Below are 15318 nucleotides of genomic sequence, written 5' to 3'. Positions count from 1 at the left end.
CTCCACTCTCCTGCGCCCGGCCCCCGGCCGCGACCCACGCCCCCTTTTCCAGACGGGGGCGTCTGAGAGCATGGAGGCGTGAAAGAGATTCCGCGAGGCACACTTCAGGAGCAGACCTTCTACGAGCAGGTCGGTGGCGAGCAGACCTTCCGGCGTCTGGTGCACCGCTTCTACCAGGGGGTCGCGGAGGACCCGCTGCTCCGGCCGATGTACCCCGAGGAGGACCTGGGACCGGCCGAGGAGCGGCTCGCACTCTTCCTGATGCAGTACTGGGGCGGCCCCCGCACCTACAGCGACAACCGCGGCCACCCCCGGCTCCGGATGCGCCACGCCCCCTTCACCGTGAACCGCGCCGCCCATGACGCCTGGCTGCGCCATATGCGCGACGCGGTGGACGAGCTGGAGCTGGCCCCGGAGCTCGAGCGCCAGCTGTGGCACTACCTCACCTACGCCGCCGCCTCCATGATCAACACGGAGGGCTGACCCGGCGGGTCGACCTGGAGGGCCGACCCGGCGGGGTTGGCCTGAACGACCCCGCCGGGCTGACCGCTGGGCTCAGGTGGGCGTGACGGACAGCCCGGACAGACCGCCGGACAGGCCCTGCGTACGCACCGCGATCGAGCCGTACGGCGTGCGCAGCCGCAGCCAGCCGCCCGCGGTGAGCAGCGCCAGAGGCTCGGCCATGGAGCCGAGCCCGGCCGCGGCGACACTGGGGAGAACCTCGAGGCCGGACGGAGCGGCGAGCGCCCGGACCGGGCGCAGGAAGCCCAGCGACTGCGCGGCGTGCACGGCACGCAGCGGGAGCCCGGTGTCGCCGAGGGTGCGGGACCAGATCTCATGGCCGATGCGGTCGCGCTCGGCGCGCGTACGGCGCTCCTCGGGGAGCGCCGCGTCGCGGGCCCGGAACTCGGCGACGGCGGCGGCGACCGCCCCGCGCACCTCCTCCACGCCCGGCAGCCCGTTCGCCCGGCGCCAGCCGCCACGCGGCGGCAGCACCCCGGCCCAGGGCGGGCCGGTGACGGCCTGCGGCACGGTGACCACCAGGCCCCGGTCGCGGCCCTCGGGCCCGTCGGCGGTCCGCGCGGCCCGCGCCGTGTCCAGCGCGTCCGCGAATTCGCCCGCCGAAACTGTCGTGTCCAGCGCGCCCGCTCCGGCCGACGTGTGCGGTGTGTCCGATGCGGCCTCGGTGCCGACGATCGCCTCGAGCCGCGCCGTACGGATCGCGAGAACCTCGAAGGAGGGCGGCCGGCCGAAGACGGCGAGCACACCGCCGCCCGCCTGCAGCCGCACCGCCGCCGCCCGGTCGTAGTGGATCAGCCGGGCCAGGAAGGCGGCGAGATCGGCCGCCTCCCCGGCGTCGGCGAAGTGGAGCTCCTGGCTGGAGGCCGTCATACCGAGACGGCCCCCTCCGCCCGTTCGGCGCCATCGGTGGATCCGGCGGGCTTCGTGGACGCCTTGGACGCCTTCTTGGCGGCGCCCTTCTTCACCGGGTCCGGCTCCAGGTACTCGGTCAGGAACTTCTCCTCTTCCGGGGTGACCCGGCGCGGGCGGCCCTGGTCGAGGTCGTAGGGCACGATGCGGGTGGCGGCACGCACATACAGGGCGTCCTCGTCCTTGATCTCATAGCGCAGGGTGAGGTACGCGGCCTTGATCTCCGTCACCCAGGTCTCGATCGTCACCGGCCGGTGCCGGTGGACGAGGGGCCGCAGATAGTCGATCTCGTGCCGGGCCACGACCACGCCGCCGGTGAACGCGTCACTCCCGTTCCCCGGCGCCAGCCGCCACATGAAGTCGACCCGGGCCTCCTCCAGATAGCGGAGGAAGGTCACGTTGTTGACGTGGCCGAACGCGTCCATGTCGGACCAGCGCAGGGGACAGGGGTAGATATGGCGTGCCATCCACTCAGCCCCGGGTCAGCTTCTTGTAGGTGGCGCGGTGCGGACGGGCCGCGTCCGGGCCGAGCCGCTCGATCTTGTTCTTCTCGTACGACTCGAAGTTGCCCTCGAACCAGAACCACTTGGATTCGCCCTCGTACGCCAGGATGTGGGTGGCGACGCGGTCGAGGAACCAGCGGTCGTGGGAGACGACCACGGCGCAGCCGGGGAAGTCGAGCAGCGCGTTCTCCAGCGAGGAGAGGGTCTCCACGTCGAGGTCGTTGGTGGGCTCGTCGAGGAGCAGCAGATTGCCGCCCTGCTTGAGGGTGAGCGCGAGGTTGAGGCGGTTGCGCTCACCGCCCGAGAGCACCCCGGCCGGCTTCTGCTGGTCCGGGCCCTTGAAGCCGAAGGCGGAGACATAGGCGCGGGAGGGCATCTCGACCTGGCCGACGTTGATGTAGTCGAGCTCGTCGGAGACGACCGCCCACAGCGTCTTCTTGGGGTCGATGTTGGCGCGGCTCTGGTCGACGTAGGAGATCTTGACGGTCTCGCCGACCTTGATGCTGCCCGCGTCGGCGGTCTCCAGGCCCTGGATCATCTTGAAGAGCGTGGTCTTACCGGCGCCGTTGGGGCCGATGACGCCGACGATGCCGTTGCGCGGGAGGGTGAAGGAGAGGTCGTCGATCAGGACCTTCTCGCCGAACGCCTTGGAGAGGTTCTCCACCTCGACCACGACATTGCCCAGACGCGGGCCCGGCGGGATCTGGATCTCCTCGAAGTCCAGCTTCCGGGTCTTCTCGGCCTCGGCGGCCATCTCCTCGTAACGGGTCAGCCGGGCCCGGGACTTGGCCTGGCGGCCCTTGGCGTTGGAGCGGACCCAGTCCAGCTCTTCCTTGAGGCGCTTGGCGCGCTTGGCGTCCTTCTGGCCCTCGACCTTCAGACGGGCCTGCTTCTTCTCCAGGTAGGTGGAGTAGTTGCCCTCGTAGCCGATGGCGCGGCCGCGGTCGAGCTCCAGGATCCACTCGGCGACGTTGTCCAGGAAGTACCGGTCGTGGGTGATGGCCACGACGGTGCCCGCGTACTTGGCGAGGTGCTGCTCCAGCCAGTTGACGGACTCGGCGTCCAGGTGGTTGGTGGGCTCGTCCAGCAGCAGCAGGTCGGGGGCCTCCAGCAGCAGCTTGCAGAGCGCGACGCGGCGCTTCTCACCACCGGAGAGGGTGGTGACCGGCCAGTCGCCGGGCGGGCAGCCGAGGGCGTCCATGGCCTGCTCGAGCTGGGCGTCCAGGTCCCAGGCGCCTGAGTGGTCCAGGTCCTCCTGGAGCTTGCCCATCTCCTCCAGCAGCTCGTCGCTGTAGTCGGTCGCCATCTGCTCGGCGATCTCGTTGAAGCGGTCCAGCTTGCCCTTGGTGACCGCCACACCGTCCTGGACGTTCTCCAGCACGGTCTTGGACTCGTCCAGCGGGGGCTCCTGGAGCAGGATGCCGACGCTGTAGCCGGGCGAGAGGAAGGCGTCACCATTGGACGGCTGCTCCAGGCCGGCCATGATCTTCAGCACCGTCGACTTACCGGCGCCGTTGGGGCCCACGACACCGATTTTCGCGCCGGGCAGAAAGCTCAGCGTGACATCGTCGAGGATCACCTTGTCGCCGTGCGCCTTGCGCGTCTTGCGCATGGTGTAGATGAACTCAGCCAAGAGAAACCGTCCGGCAATCTGGTAGGTATCGAGGTGCGGCTCCGCCGCGGTGTCCGTACCCGTGGCGGCTCCACCGCGTGAGGGTAGATACAGCCATCTTGCCGTACGCCGCGCCCGAGGCGGAAACCCGTTTGGTCCGGCGTGCGGCATGGGTCCGGCATTCGCCGTCCCCCGGCGACGCGAAGGGCCGGAGCCTCCACGAGGCTCCGGCCCTCCATCACCGCGTTCTTTCGATGATCACCACATTCGGTGACCGTCGCTTCACTCAGCGATCACTGCTGCCCCGGCGTCGCCGCTCCGGCGTCGCCGACCTGGGGTTCACTCGCCCGCGGGCGCCTTCTTCTTGCGGACGAAGAAGATCGCGCCGCCACCGACCACGACCAGCGCCACGGCGATGCCCGCGATCATCGGGGTGTTGCTGCTGCTACCGGTCTCGGCGAGGTCGCCACCGGAGGTGTCACCACCGGTGCTGCCACCGGCCGACGCGGGGCTCGGCTGCGAGGAGGGGGTGTCGCTGCTGCCGCCGCTGCTGGAGGTCTTGCAGTCGAGAACGCCGGAGAAGGTCTTCTCGAAGCCGTTCGGACCGGCGATGGTGAACTTGTAGCTCTGGTCCTCCTTCACCGGGGCGGTGACGGTCTTCGACTGACCCGCCTCGACGGTGTACTTCTGGCCCAGCAGCTCGAAGGTGAACGCCTCGTCGCCCTTGTTGGTGGCCGTGATGTCCACGCCGCCCTTGGCGCAGTCCTTCTCGGCGGAGACCGCCGGGACCGCGCCCTTCTTCGCCCAGTTCGCGGTGGCGGTGGCGGAGACGGTGCTCTCGCTGGAGCCGGCCAGGATCTGCGTCTGGCTCTTGGTGGCGCTGGCGAACGCGCGGCCCACCGGAACCTTGGTGGCGGCCTGGGCGGTCAGCGTGGCGGAGCCGTCCGACGCGCCCTCCGGGACGTCGAAGTACACCTCGCCGCCGTCGGCGGCGCTGGTGAGGGTCTTGCCGCTCTTGTCGACGAGCTTGACGCCGCTGCCCGCGGACTCGGTGCCCGGGGCCAGGGTGACGCTGTCGGCGTTGGTGTGGACCTTGACCGGGCCGAGCCGCTCACCGGCCTTGCCGGAGACCGCCGGCGGGTCCAGGCTCAGCGACGCCTTGGGCTCCTGGAGGTTCTGCGCGCTCTTCTCCAGGTAGTCGGCCAGCTTCTCGGCCTGCGGGTCGGCCGCGTCCACCTTCGCGTTGTCGGAGAAGCGCCAGATGGCGACCTGCGTGCCCGCGGCGGCGGTCTTCTCGGTGAGCGGGCCGGTGCCCGCCGTCTTCGCCAGCGCACCGAGGTCGTTCACCTGCGGGTAGGAGTTCTGCAGAACCCAGTTGATCTTGCCCGCGTTGGGGTTGTTCGCCAGCGACGTCTCGGCCCAGGACTTCTCCTCGTACTTCGCCTTGCTCTGCGTCGGGTTGTGCAGATCAATGCAGTACGTCTGGATGGAACCGCCATTGTCGACCGACATCTCGAAGAGACCGGCGCCGACCTGCTGGTCCTTGCCGTTGTCGTGAATGATGGCCTTGTCGAACGTCTTGAGACCGCCCAGCGTGGCGGTGGCGCCGCCCTGACTCGGGGGCGCGTCATCGGCGGCGGCGGTGCCGGCGGTGACTATCGCGCCCGCCGCGACCAGACCGGACGCCAGAACGGCGGCCGCAAGGCGGGCAGCGCCCCGCCTCCTTACAGAAATCATGGTTTCCCCTCCGGGCGAGCGCCAGTCAGTTGGTGCGCCTCGCCAGCGAACTCAAAACTCAGGAACCCCCGTTGGGCACGCACGGATCCTAGGGAGAAAGGAACCGCACGCTCCCCGGGAATACCTAGACCCAACCGATCCGAATCGGAATCGTTATCTAATCCCCGGATCCCATATGACCTGGGATTATCGACAAATCTCCCGTGGTCGCGGCCGCTCACGGGGAAGTTGCCCCGGTCGGCGTGTTTAGAAGCGGTTTGGCCTGCGAAACCCGGCGAAATGCGGATGTACCCCGCGTGAGATCGTGTCCGACCGCCACCGCGTCGATCTCCGCGGTGACCCAGCGCCTGGGCTGATGCGCCCCGTCGCCGGAATCCCCGCCCGGGGCCGGAGGCGCGGCCGTGCCTCTCCCTTCCTCTTCTCCCTGAAGCGGCCGGTCCCTCTCCCGCTCCCGGTCCCATTCGCGCTCCCGCACCCGCAACGTCCCATGGACGACAAGGGGTTCACCGAGCGATACCGACCCGGCGACATTCACGGCGAGCGACCGCCACGTCCAGACCGTGTAGAAACTCGTGTACGCGTCCGCCCACGCGTCCCGCCCCCGGTCCCACCGGCGCACCGTCACCGCCAGCCGGAACCGGGCCACCGCGACACCCGCCGCCGTCTCCCAGAAGTCCGGCCGCGTCGCGGCATTGCCCACCACGGTCACCCAGCTCTCGTTCACCGGCTACGCCTCCCCCATCACTCCGCGGCTCTCCCGTGCCGTTCGTGGACCATGCTGCCCGGCATCTCGAAACCCCGCCGGGGCCTGTGCACGAGCCCGCGTTTGTGGACAACTCGGCCACCCGGACGAGTGACCGCCCATCACGCCCCGGCCCTGAGACCGCGTCCGTCACGCCGAGCCGGGTCCGGCGGAGCTTGGCGCCTGCGGCGGGCTGGCCCCCCTCCCCGCCCCTTTCCACAACTGGGGCTCCGCCCCAGACCCCGGGTCCAGGGGCAGAGCCCCTGCCACGCGGCGGAGCCGCATAGCGATGCCCTGGGGAGGGGCGGGGAAGCATCGCTATGCGGCTCCGCAGCCTGGTCCGCCGGACGCCCCGTAGAGCGTCTTGTACCGCCCGTCAGGCCCCGCCCGCCGCGATCACGTACTGCGCCCGTACCTCCCCGTACCGCGCCAGTTCCGTCTCCACCGGCTCCAGCACCCGTCTGCGCCCGCACTCGGCCGCTGCCTCCCGCAGCCGGCCCTCCACCGACCGGCCGTGGCGCCGGGCGGGCCCCCGCGCGGCCGCCCGGGAGGCCCACGCCAGCGCCGGGCCGACCGCCGCGCCGCCCATCACCAGCAGCGCCGGCATCCACCACTCCGGCCCGCCGAACACTCCGGCCATGGCCCCCAACAGCCACAGCACCCCCATCACTTGCACCAGCAACACGGTCACCTGAGCCGCCGCCACCATCGACCACCACACGGGCCGGACCGGCCGCCGGCGCGCCGTCTCGGCCGCCACCGCCTCGTCGACCGCCTCCGCCAGCCCCCTGCCGCCCCACCCCGCCGCCTCCCGTACGGCCTGGGCCCATGGACCGGGCAGCCCGGCCGTCGCCTCGTCCCCGAGCGTCCGTACGGCCTCCTCCACCGCGGGGCGCGCCGTGACCGCCTCCACCGCCACCGTGCGCGCCCGCGCGCCCGGGATCTCCGTCCACGCCCCGGCTCCGGGGGGCCGCGAGCCCCGAGAGCCGCCTCGAGAGCTCCCTGCGGCGCGGTTCTTCCTCCCCCGCAGCCGCCCCCACGGCGTTCCGCACGCCCACTCCGCGTCCCTCAGCCAGGCGCGCTCGGCCGCCTTCCCGGCCGCGCCCGCGCCGGCCGCCTCGGCCAGCCGGTCCTCGAACTCCGCCCGCGCCCGCTCGGTGAGCCCGACCGGCCCGCCGTCCGCCACGTACTGCGGCCGCAGCCGCGTCATCGTGCCGTCCACGTCCGCCGACAGCCGGCGCTCGGCCGCCCCGCACTCGGCCGTGAGCCGCGCGAGCATCTCCCGCAGCTCCCCGACGCCCTCGCCGGTCAGCGCGGACAGCGCGAGCACGGCGGCCCCCGGCTCCCCGTGCTCCCCGAGCGCGAGCCCGTCCTCGTCCAGCAGCCGCCGCAGATCGTCCAGCACCTGGTCCGCGGCCTCGCCCGGGAGCCGGTCCACCTGGTTGAGCACGACGAAGGTCACCTCGGCGTATCCGGCGAGTGGCCGCAGATAGCGCTCATGGAGGACCGCGTCCGCGTACTTCTCGGGGTCCACCACCCACACCACCGCGTCCACCAGACCCAGCAGCCGGTCCACCCGCTCCCGGTGGCCCGGGGCGGCCGAGTCGTGGTCGGGCAGGTCGAGCAGGACCAGGCCGCGCAGCGCGGGGTCGTACGGATAGCCCGGGTTGCGCCGGTCCACCGCCGGGATGCCGAGGCGGTCCAGCAGGCCGTCGGCGTGGTCGGTCCACGCGCAGGCGAGGGGCGTGGCGGTAGTGGGGCGGCGGATCCCGGTCTCGGAGAGGGGGGCTCCGGCGAGGGCGTTGAACAGTGTCGACTTACCGCTTCCGGTGGCCCCGGCGACGGCGACCACGGTGTGCCCGTAAGGATGCCGTCCCCGCGCGTCCGCCTCGTCGAGCACCCGCGCGGCCCCGGCGAGCGTGCGCCCCTCGAGCCGGGACCGGGACAGCCCGACAAGCTGGCGCAGGGCCTCCAGACGGGGCCGGAGAGTGCCCGTGGCGAAGCTGCGGACGCCGGCCTGGTAGACGGCGTACGGAGGCCCGCCGAAGGACCGCCGGCCGGTCTCCTCCCCCGGGAAGAAGCCCGCCGCGGCGCCGGGGATGTCCGGTGCGGCCTCCTCCGCCGCCCCCTGGTCCGTCGCACGGGGCGGGAGGCCCGCGGCGCGCCCGGCGGTCCTGCGGTGCGCGCGCCGGGCGATCAGGCCGTCGTCCCAGGTGTGGCGGCCCTCCGCCGCCAGACCTCCCCCGCCGCCCCGGCCGCCCTCGTTGCCGCCGTTGCCCTCCGTGGCCGTCACCTGCGGTCACCTCTCCTTCTGCAGTACGGACAGCGCGGCGATCAGCTCGACCTGGTGTTCCGGTGACATGTCCAGGGCGTTCAGAGGGGCGAGTCTGCGGTCGCGCTCCGCCCGCATCGCGCGGGTGACACAGCCGTCGAGCAGCCGTCCCCCGCGGTCGCCCAGGCGCAGCGCCGCATGCGCGCCCAGGGTCTCGGCGAGCTGCTCGCCCGCCTTACGGGCGCGGCGTCCGCCCAGGAGCGACGCGGCGAGCAGGGCGGCGATCTCCTCCGGCACGCAGCTGCCCCCGCATTCGGCGATCCGGGCCCGGGCCTCCTCCTCGGCCAGCTCCTCGGCACAGCGCCGCCAGTGCCGTACGGCCACGCCGATCCGCTCGGCGGCGCCGCGCGCGTCGGACTGGGCGAGCCCGGCCCGCGCGGCCGGATCCCGCCTCCCGGCCTCCGCGACCCGTTCGTCGGCCGTGGCCGCCGCGCCGCGCAGCAGGGTGGCCAAGGAGTCGGTGAGAGCCGTAAGGAGCTCATCGGGGGCGCTGCCGTGCGGCAGGCCGTGCCAGTGGGTGAGCGCACCGCCCGCGAGCGCCGTGCCTTGCGCGATCTCGCGCCGCACCCGCTCCACGGCCTCCCCGTACGCGCCCTCGACCCGCTGGATCAGCCGCACCGCGGCCGCGTGCTGCGCGGCCGCGGCCCCGGCCAGCGCGGGCATCCGGGCGCGCAGCGAGGCGAGCGTTCCGGCGGCCGTACGGGTGGCGGCGACGGTACGGGCGTACGGATCCTGTGCGTGCTGGGTGAGCCAGGCCCGCAGGGCGGCGACGGCGGTGGCCGGGAGCAGCCCGCTGCCGCCGCCCGCGGATTCGGGGAGCTCGGGGATGGTGAAGCGCGGGACATCGCCGAGCCCGGCCGCCGTAAGGAGCCCGGCGTACTGCCGGGAGACCTCGGCGGCAAGCTGGTGCGGCACCCGGTCGAGGACGGTGACGAGGGTGACGTCGTACTCCTTGGCGGTCCGCAGCAGATGCCAGGGGACGGCGTCGCCGTAGCGGGTGGCGGTGGTGACGAGCACCCAGATGTCAGCGGCGCAGATCAGTTCCGCGGCCAGATCGCGGTTCCGCGCGACCAGCGAGTCGATGTCCGGCGCGTCGAGCAGGGCGAGCCCCCGCGCCAGCCCCGGGTCGGTCTCCACCCGCAGCGCCGCCGGCCCCTCCTGCGCCCGCCCCTCCTCGTCGTACGCGCTCTCCGCCCGCTCCCCCTGCGCCGGCACCCACACCCGGGTGAGCCGCGGCAGCACCCGCTGCCCGGCGAACCAGGGGTGGTCGTCGGGGTGGCACACCAGCACCGGCGTACGCGTTGTGGGCCGCAACACACCGGCCTCGGTGACCCGTCGGCCGACCAGCGAATTGACGAGGGTGGACTTGCCCGCGCCCGTGGATCCCCCGATTACCGCCAGCAGGGGCGCTTCGGGGGCGCGCAACCGGGGCACGAGGTAGTCGTCCAGTTGAGCGAGCAGCTCGGCGCGGCTGCGGCGAGCGCGGTCGGCGCCGGGAAGGGGGAGCGGAAACCGAGCGGCGTCGACACGGTCACGCAGTGAGGTCAGCGCGTCGAGCAGCCGGGGCCGTACGTCCAAGATCGCCACGTGGTGAAGAATGCCCGCTTTTGGTGTCTTTTTGAAGCGTATGCTCACTCGTGCGCGTCAAAGAGACCCACCCGGATCACCCCAAAAGGAGCACGAGGCAGACGTGACGACAGGGGCGCGGGCATAACGAGTGCACAACACCCGTTCCTTGAGGCGTGAAAAACGATGCGAGTTCCGGGCCTGCCTGCGATTATCAGACCGCTTCACCGAACCTCCACAACGTGCCACGGAGGTGAAGCAACCGGGGCGAGGTGCAAGGAGCCCTATCCTTGTCCCGGCAAGGTCACGGTCCGTCGAGCCCGGCCACCCGCACCACGGCCGCCCCGGCGGCCCCGCAGGCACCGGGGGCTCACCCGCTCCATGACCACCACCGGCCCCCGTAGCTCAGTGGATAGAGCAGGCGCCTTCTAAGCGCTTGGCCGCAGGTTCGAGTCCTGCCGGGGGCGCCACACAGAAGGGTGGCGAGGGAGGGCAGCGCGCCCTGTCTTCATCTCTCGCTCTTGTTCGGCGCGATCCCGAGCGGCGCCGGCGAATCGTCGGCCGTCTCGCCGAGCCCCACCGCACCGGCTTCGATGAGCGTCCGGCGGCCTTCGGCGAGGTCGCTCATGTCGAGCATGAGCTTGCCGCCGGGTCGGCGGGACTGGCTGAGCTTGGCCGGACGCGACGCTCTCCGGGCTCGTCGCCCAGGCCGCCGCTGAGCTGGGCGAGGCGGTCGCGCCGCCGGCCCCGACGGTCCACTGAGTCCGCCGCGCGAAGAGGGCGGCGCCCGCCTGGTGTTCCAGTGCGGTTTTGTGGCCTGGCCACCAGGTCAGCCGCGGCTGAGCAGCGGCTCGGCCGTCGGCAAGGCCGCTGCGTGCGTGGCAGCTCTCAGCGGCGTAGGAGTCCGTCGAGTATCAGCTCGATGGTGAAGTCGAAGCGTTCGTGGTCGGTGCCCGAGGTGAGTTCGGCGGCGTAGCGCCTGGTCTGTGGGAAAGCGTCGGGCAAGTTTGAGAGGCGACGCCGCATTTCGTCGGGGCTGGGTACCCAGTCGCCGTCGGTCCGGCCGAGCAGGGAGAGTTCGAGGGTGTAGGCGTTGACGTAGAGCGTCAACGCGTCGATGCCCCAGGCCGCGGTCCGTGGGGCGATGCCTCCGGCAAGCAGGATGGCGAGCATGCATTCGGAAAGGCGCAGCGTGTCGTTGTTGACGGGGGCGGCGGCGAGCGCGGCCCGGGAGATGCCGGGGTAGTGCAGGTATTGGTCACGCATCTGAGTGCAGATGCCGGTCATCTGCTGCCGCCAGACGGCGGGGTCCGGATCGGGCAGGTCGATCTCGGCGTACAGGCGGCCGATGAGCAGCTCGTCCAAGTCGTCCTTGTTGACGACGCGGGCATACAGCGACGCCGATCCGGTGTCCAGAGCAGTTGCTACGCGACGCATGGTCAGGGCCGGGTAGCCCGCCCTGGCTGGGCCGCGGCCGCGCGGTCGGCGCTTGCCATCGACTTCCGCGGCTCGGTCATGCCCCCGGTTGCCCGACCGCCGCCCGCGCACCCCCAGCAGACCCCCTGACCGCCTCCCGCGGGCGTCCCGAACCTCCACCCCCGAGCCGCACGCATCCCCGCACATGCCCGAAAACCCCCTTTACCCCGAAGGATTCCGTCGGCATGCCCATCAAGACCGCTTTGATCACCGGAACCAGCCGCGCGGCCGGGCTCGGCTTCGCCGTCGCCCGCGACCTGGCCGAACACGGCTACCACGTCGTCCTCACCGCACGCGATCGCTCCGCGGCCGAGCCGCTGGCCGAGCGGCTGCGCCAGGACGGACACGCGGCCACCGCGCTGCGCCTGGACTTGTCCGACCGGGCAAGCATGGACGAGGCGGCCGATTACCTCACCCAGACCTTCGGCCACCTCGATGCTCTGATCAACAATGCCAGCGGCATGCCCGACCACCAGACCCTCTCCGCGCTGGAGGCCGACATGGACGCGGTGCGCTCCGCGCTGGAAGTCTCGGTGATCGGCCCGTGGGGTCTGACCGAGGTGATGCTGCCGCTGCTGACCGCCGCGCCCGCGGCCCGGATCGTGAACGTCACCAGCCTGTCCGCCCAGCAGATCGCCACCGGCCTCGACCTCGGCGCACCTCTGCGATCCCCGGCCTACTCGATGGCCAAGTACCTGCTCAACGCCCTGACGACCGTGCTCGCCCGGGCCTTGAAGGACACGCCGATCCTGGTCAACGCCGTCGACCCCGGCAATACGGCCACCCACCCCGAGCGCGGCGACGACGCAACCGACCGCCCGGCCGCCGAAAGCGCCCGCGACGTCGTCCGAGCCGCCACCCTCGGCGCCGACGGCCCAACCGGAGAGCTCTTCAGCAACGGGTACCCCGCTACCTGAGCGCCTGTCCGAGCCGGCGCTCCTGATCGGCCTGGTCGGCTTCGCCCGCGCCTCCGCCCTCGGCGGCGCCGCACCCGACTTCCAAGTCCTCGTCACCGCCCGCGCCCTGCAAGGCGCGGTCGGCGCGATGCTCGGCCCGCACAGCTCCTACGCCGCGCACATCCTCGGCCCGCTGATGCTCTTCGGGGTCGGCATCGGTGCCACCATCGCCCCGGCGCTCGTTGGGCCACCCACGGGATGCGGGTTCCGCGGGTTCGGCGGGTTCGGTGGGTTCGGCGGGTTCGGGGTTGCCGGTTCGCAGGATCAGGCCGCAGATGACGGCGCCGGCGGCGAAGAACGAGCGTCGTGCCGACCGACCCGCCGATCTGCTGGGCGACGACCTCTGGCTCTTTAGCCGGATCGGGGCGCGAGTCCCTTTGCGCTGCCCTCGATCTGTGTTAGAGATAAGAACAATGGTTGACAGGTTGACAGGTAGCTGAGCACCAAGGAGGCATCATGAAGCTGGCAGTACTGCCCGGCGACGACATAGGTCCCGAGATCACGGCGGCGGCCCTGGAAGTACTGGACGCCGCGGACAAACGCTTCGGCCTGGGACTCGAGTACGACCGGCACGAGGTCGGCATGGCGTCACACCGCGCGAAGGGCACGACGCTGCCCGAATCCGTCCTTCAGGCGGCGCATGAGGCCGACGGGATGGTCCTGGGCCCGGCCGGCATGACCGAGTACCCGCCTCTCGACCAGGGCGGCGTCAACGTCCCCGGTACCGTGCGCAAGCGCTTCGAGCTCTACGCCAACATCCGCCCCGCCCGCTCACGCATCGGTGTCGCCAATGCCCGGCCCGGCCTTGACTGCGTGATCGTCCGGGAGAACACCGAGGGCTTCTACGCCGACCGCAGCCTCTTCCAGGGGTACGGCGAGTTCATGCCCAGCGAGGACGTCGCGATGTCCATGCGCGTGATCACCGCTCGCGCCTCACGACGCATCGCCACGGTGGCCTTCGAACGGGCGCGGCAGCGGCGCGGGCACGTCACGGTGGTCGGCAAGCGCCACGTGCTGCAGGTGACCGATGGCCTGTTCATGGATCAGGTGCGCGCGGTCGCGGCGGACCACCCCGATGTGGAACTGCGTGAGATGGACGTAGACGCGATGGCGGCGGCCGTCTACACCCACCCCGGCGACTTCGACGTCATCCTTACCACCAACATGTTCGGCGACATCTTGTCGAACCTGACGGCGGCCCTGTCCGGCGGCCTCGGCCTTTCGGCGTCGCTGAACGTGGGTGACGACTACGCGGCCGCCAACGCCGGCCATGGATCCGCGCCCGATATCGCAGGCCGCGCAATCGCCAACCCGACCAGCCTGATCCTCTCCAGCGCGCTGCTGCTGCGCTGGTGGAGCGGGCGCTCGGGGAACAGCGCGTTCGAGGCCGCCGCCTCCCGGATCGAGGAGGCCGTGGACGAGGTACTGGCCAAGGGCAAGATCGTCACCGCGGACCTCGGCGGCAGCGCGTCCACCACCGAATACGCGCGAGAGCTGTGCGGCCGCGTCGCCGCGGAGTGACCAGCAGCCCGCACCCCACCCGGTGCGCCCCACTCGTCCCCCTACAGAGGTCTACAGAGGTCTACAGAGGAGAGAGAACCTTGTTCGCCCTCATCGTTTCGCTTCACGTCCGGCCCGGTAAACGGGAGGAGTTCCTCCGGGTGATCCAGGCCAACGCGGAGGCTTGCCTGCGGGATGAGCCGGGTTGCCTGAGGTTCGACATCATCGAGCGGCACGACACCGAGAACCGCTTCCTCCTGTACGAGGTGTACCAGGACGAACAGGCGTTTTACGAGGGGCACCGCGGTTCCGCCCACTACGCGCACTGGCGCGAGCAGGCACCTCACCTCCTTGCCGAGGGCGGGCACAGCAATACGTTCGGCACCACGATCCACCTCTCCTCGCCCGAGACGGCCGCGACAAGCTGACGCTCCGCCGCCTGCCGCCCCTCGCCCCGCACGCCGGGTGTGGCACCGGCACCGTCATGGTCGGGCTGCCGCGGAGATACTGTTTGGATGACAGGTTGATGTCCGGCGCACAAGGGAGCCGGGCCTTGCACGAGAGGACTCAGCATGAGCGCCGGCCTGACCCGGGTGGAGCGTGTTCAGCGGGATGCTCCCGCGTTGCAGGTCGCACGGCAGCTCCTTGGTTATCTCCTGGAGTCCGGAAAGGCTCAGGTGGGCCAGAAGCTGCCGGGCGAGCGGGAACTCGTGGAGACCTTCGGTGTCGGGCGGTCGTCTGTGCGCGAGGCGTTGAAGTCCCTCAGCCTCCTTGGGCTGCTGGAGATTCGCCAGGGTGACGGGACGTATGTGCGCAATCCCAGCTCGGACCTGCTGCCGCAGGTGATCGAGTGGGGCTTGATGCTGAGCGACCACAAGACGGCTGAGATGATCGAGGCCCGGCTGGTGATCGAGGTTGCCGTGGCCGAGTTCGCCGCGGCTCGCCGCACGGAGGAGGACCTGGCCGATCTCGAGCGACACCTGCGCGGGATGAAGGACAGCGTGGACTCGCCGCAGGACTGGGTCGAGCACGACATGCAGTTCCACTTCGCCGTGGCGCGCGCCTCGCACAACGGCGCCCTTGCCGACTACCTGCTGCGGCTGCGCTCCCTGCTCGGGGCGTGGATCAAGCGGAACCAGGAGACCGGCGGCGGCAACGCGGACAAGTACGAAGAGCACCACGCTGTCTACGTCGCGATCCGGGATCAGGATGCCACGGCCGCGGGCGTGGCGATGCGCCGCCACATCAACCGGGTGGCCACCCGGTTGGATACTTCTGAGGCCACAGAGGCATCCGGCTGATCTTCCCGCGTGACGCTGTGCCCCGCCTGGGCCGGACGCGGCACAGCGATCACGGACGGCACCACCACAAGCCCTCTCCGCCATGCACCGGATCACTGCGGGCGAATTGGTTGACAGGTGGATGGGCGGACGTATTCTGGCGAGGCCGGGCCTCCAAGCGAC

Annotated in this window: 13 protein-coding genes and 1 tRNA gene; 6 read left to right on the top strand and 8 right to left on the bottom strand. The window is 71.4% G+C overall.

The window, feature by feature from the left end; genetic code table 11:
* Positions 1 to 78: 78 nt before the first annotated feature.
* Positions 79 to 483, top strand: coding sequence for a globin (locus ACZ6TD_RS30575; protein ID WP_256650867.1), 405 nt, complete (start codon positions 79 to 81; stop codon positions 481 to 483).
* Positions 484 to 555: 72 nt separating this feature from the next.
* Here ACZ6TD_RS30575 and ACZ6TD_RS30570 read toward each other — a convergent pair whose 3' ends face one another.
* The 7 genes from ACZ6TD_RS30570 to ACZ6TD_RS30540 form a co-directional block, all read right to left on the bottom strand.
* A complete protein-coding gene (locus tag ACZ6TD_RS30570) occupies positions 556 to 1392 on the bottom strand; it encodes a DUF8185 domain-containing protein (protein WP_471343319.1) in 837 nt (278 codons plus the stop codon).
* Positions 1389 to 1898 (bottom strand): acyl-CoA thioesterase, encoded by a 510-nt coding sequence (locus ACZ6TD_RS30565; protein ID WP_470005709.1) that lies wholly within the window; start codon positions 1896 to 1898, stop codon positions 1389 to 1391. Before ACZ6TD_RS30565 ends, ACZ6TD_RS30570 begins: the two co-directional genes overlap by 4 nt.
* 4 nt (positions 1899 to 1902) lie before the next feature.
* Complete coding sequence (gene ettA, locus ACZ6TD_RS30560; RefSeq protein ID WP_471343317.1) at positions 1903 to 3567, bottom strand: energy-dependent translational throttle protein EttA; 1665 nt, start codon at positions 3565 to 3567, stop codon at positions 1903 to 1905.
* Positions 3568 to 3885: 318 nt separating this feature from the next.
* Positions 3886 to 5283, bottom strand: coding sequence for a Cys-Gln thioester bond-forming surface protein (locus ACZ6TD_RS30555; protein WP_471343315.1), 1398 nt, complete (start codon positions 5281 to 5283; stop codon positions 3886 to 3888).
* Between the two features lie 217 nt (positions 5284 to 5500).
* Positions 5501 to 6007 carry a single-stranded DNA-binding protein gene (locus ACZ6TD_RS30550; protein ID WP_471343313.1) on the bottom strand — a complete coding sequence of 169 codons (507 nt, stop codon included), beginning with the start codon at positions 6005 to 6007 and terminating at the stop codon, positions 5501 to 5503.
* 394 nt (positions 6008 to 6401) lie between these two features.
* Positions 6402 to 8318: a GTPase gene (locus ACZ6TD_RS30545; protein WP_471343312.1), complete on the bottom strand. Its 1917-nt coding sequence runs from the start codon at positions 8316 to 8318 to the stop codon at positions 6402 to 6404.
* A gap of 6 nt (positions 8319 to 8324) precedes the next feature.
* Positions 8325 to 9935: a dynamin family protein gene (locus ACZ6TD_RS30540; RefSeq protein WP_471358182.1), complete on the bottom strand. Its 1611-nt coding sequence runs from the start codon at positions 9933 to 9935 to the stop codon at positions 8325 to 8327.
* 382 nt (positions 9936 to 10317) lie between these two features.
* Here ACZ6TD_RS30540 and ACZ6TD_RS30535 point away from each other — a divergent pair.
* Positions 10318 to 10393, top strand: a tRNA-Arg gene (locus tag ACZ6TD_RS30535).
* 418 nt (positions 10394 to 10811) lie between these two features.
* Here the strand turns inward: ACZ6TD_RS30535 and ACZ6TD_RS30530 are convergent.
* Positions 10812 to 11288, bottom strand: a complete 477-nt coding sequence (locus ACZ6TD_RS30530) for a TetR/AcrR family transcriptional regulator C-terminal domain-containing protein (RefSeq protein ID WP_471343309.1) — start codon at positions 11286 to 11288, stop codon at positions 10812 to 10814.
* A gap of 296 nt (positions 11289 to 11584) precedes the next feature.
* Between ACZ6TD_RS30530 and ACZ6TD_RS30525 the strand changes: the two genes are divergently transcribed.
* The 4 genes from ACZ6TD_RS30525 (at position 11585) to ACZ6TD_RS30510 (ending at position 15156) form a co-directional block, all read left to right on the top strand.
* On the top strand, positions 11585 to 12316 hold the full coding sequence (locus ACZ6TD_RS30525; RefSeq protein WP_471343307.1) for an SDR family NAD(P)-dependent oxidoreductase: 732 nt from the start codon (positions 11585 to 11587) through the stop codon (positions 12314 to 12316).
* Positions 12317 to 12811: 495 nt separating this feature from the next.
* On the top strand, positions 12812 to 13876 hold the full coding sequence (locus tag ACZ6TD_RS30520) for an isocitrate/isopropylmalate dehydrogenase family protein (RefSeq protein WP_471343306.1): 1065 nt from the start codon (positions 12812 to 12814) through the stop codon (positions 13874 to 13876).
* A gap of 140 nt (positions 13877 to 14016) precedes the next feature.
* A complete protein-coding gene (locus ACZ6TD_RS30515; protein WP_471343304.1) occupies positions 14017 to 14283 on the top strand; it encodes a putative quinol monooxygenase in 267 nt (88 codons plus the stop codon).
* Positions 14284 to 14427: 144 nt separating this feature from the next.
* Positions 14428 to 15156 (top strand): FadR/GntR family transcriptional regulator, encoded by a 729-nt coding sequence (locus ACZ6TD_RS30510; RefSeq protein ID WP_471343302.1) that lies wholly within the window; start codon positions 14428 to 14430, stop codon positions 15154 to 15156.
* Positions 15157 to 15318 lie beyond the last annotated feature (162 nt).

This window comes from Streptomyces yongxingensis (genome assembly GCF_055597465.1).
The sequence above is the reverse complement of the archived record's forward strand: the minus strand, read 5'-3'. Positions and strand labels throughout refer to the sequence as shown.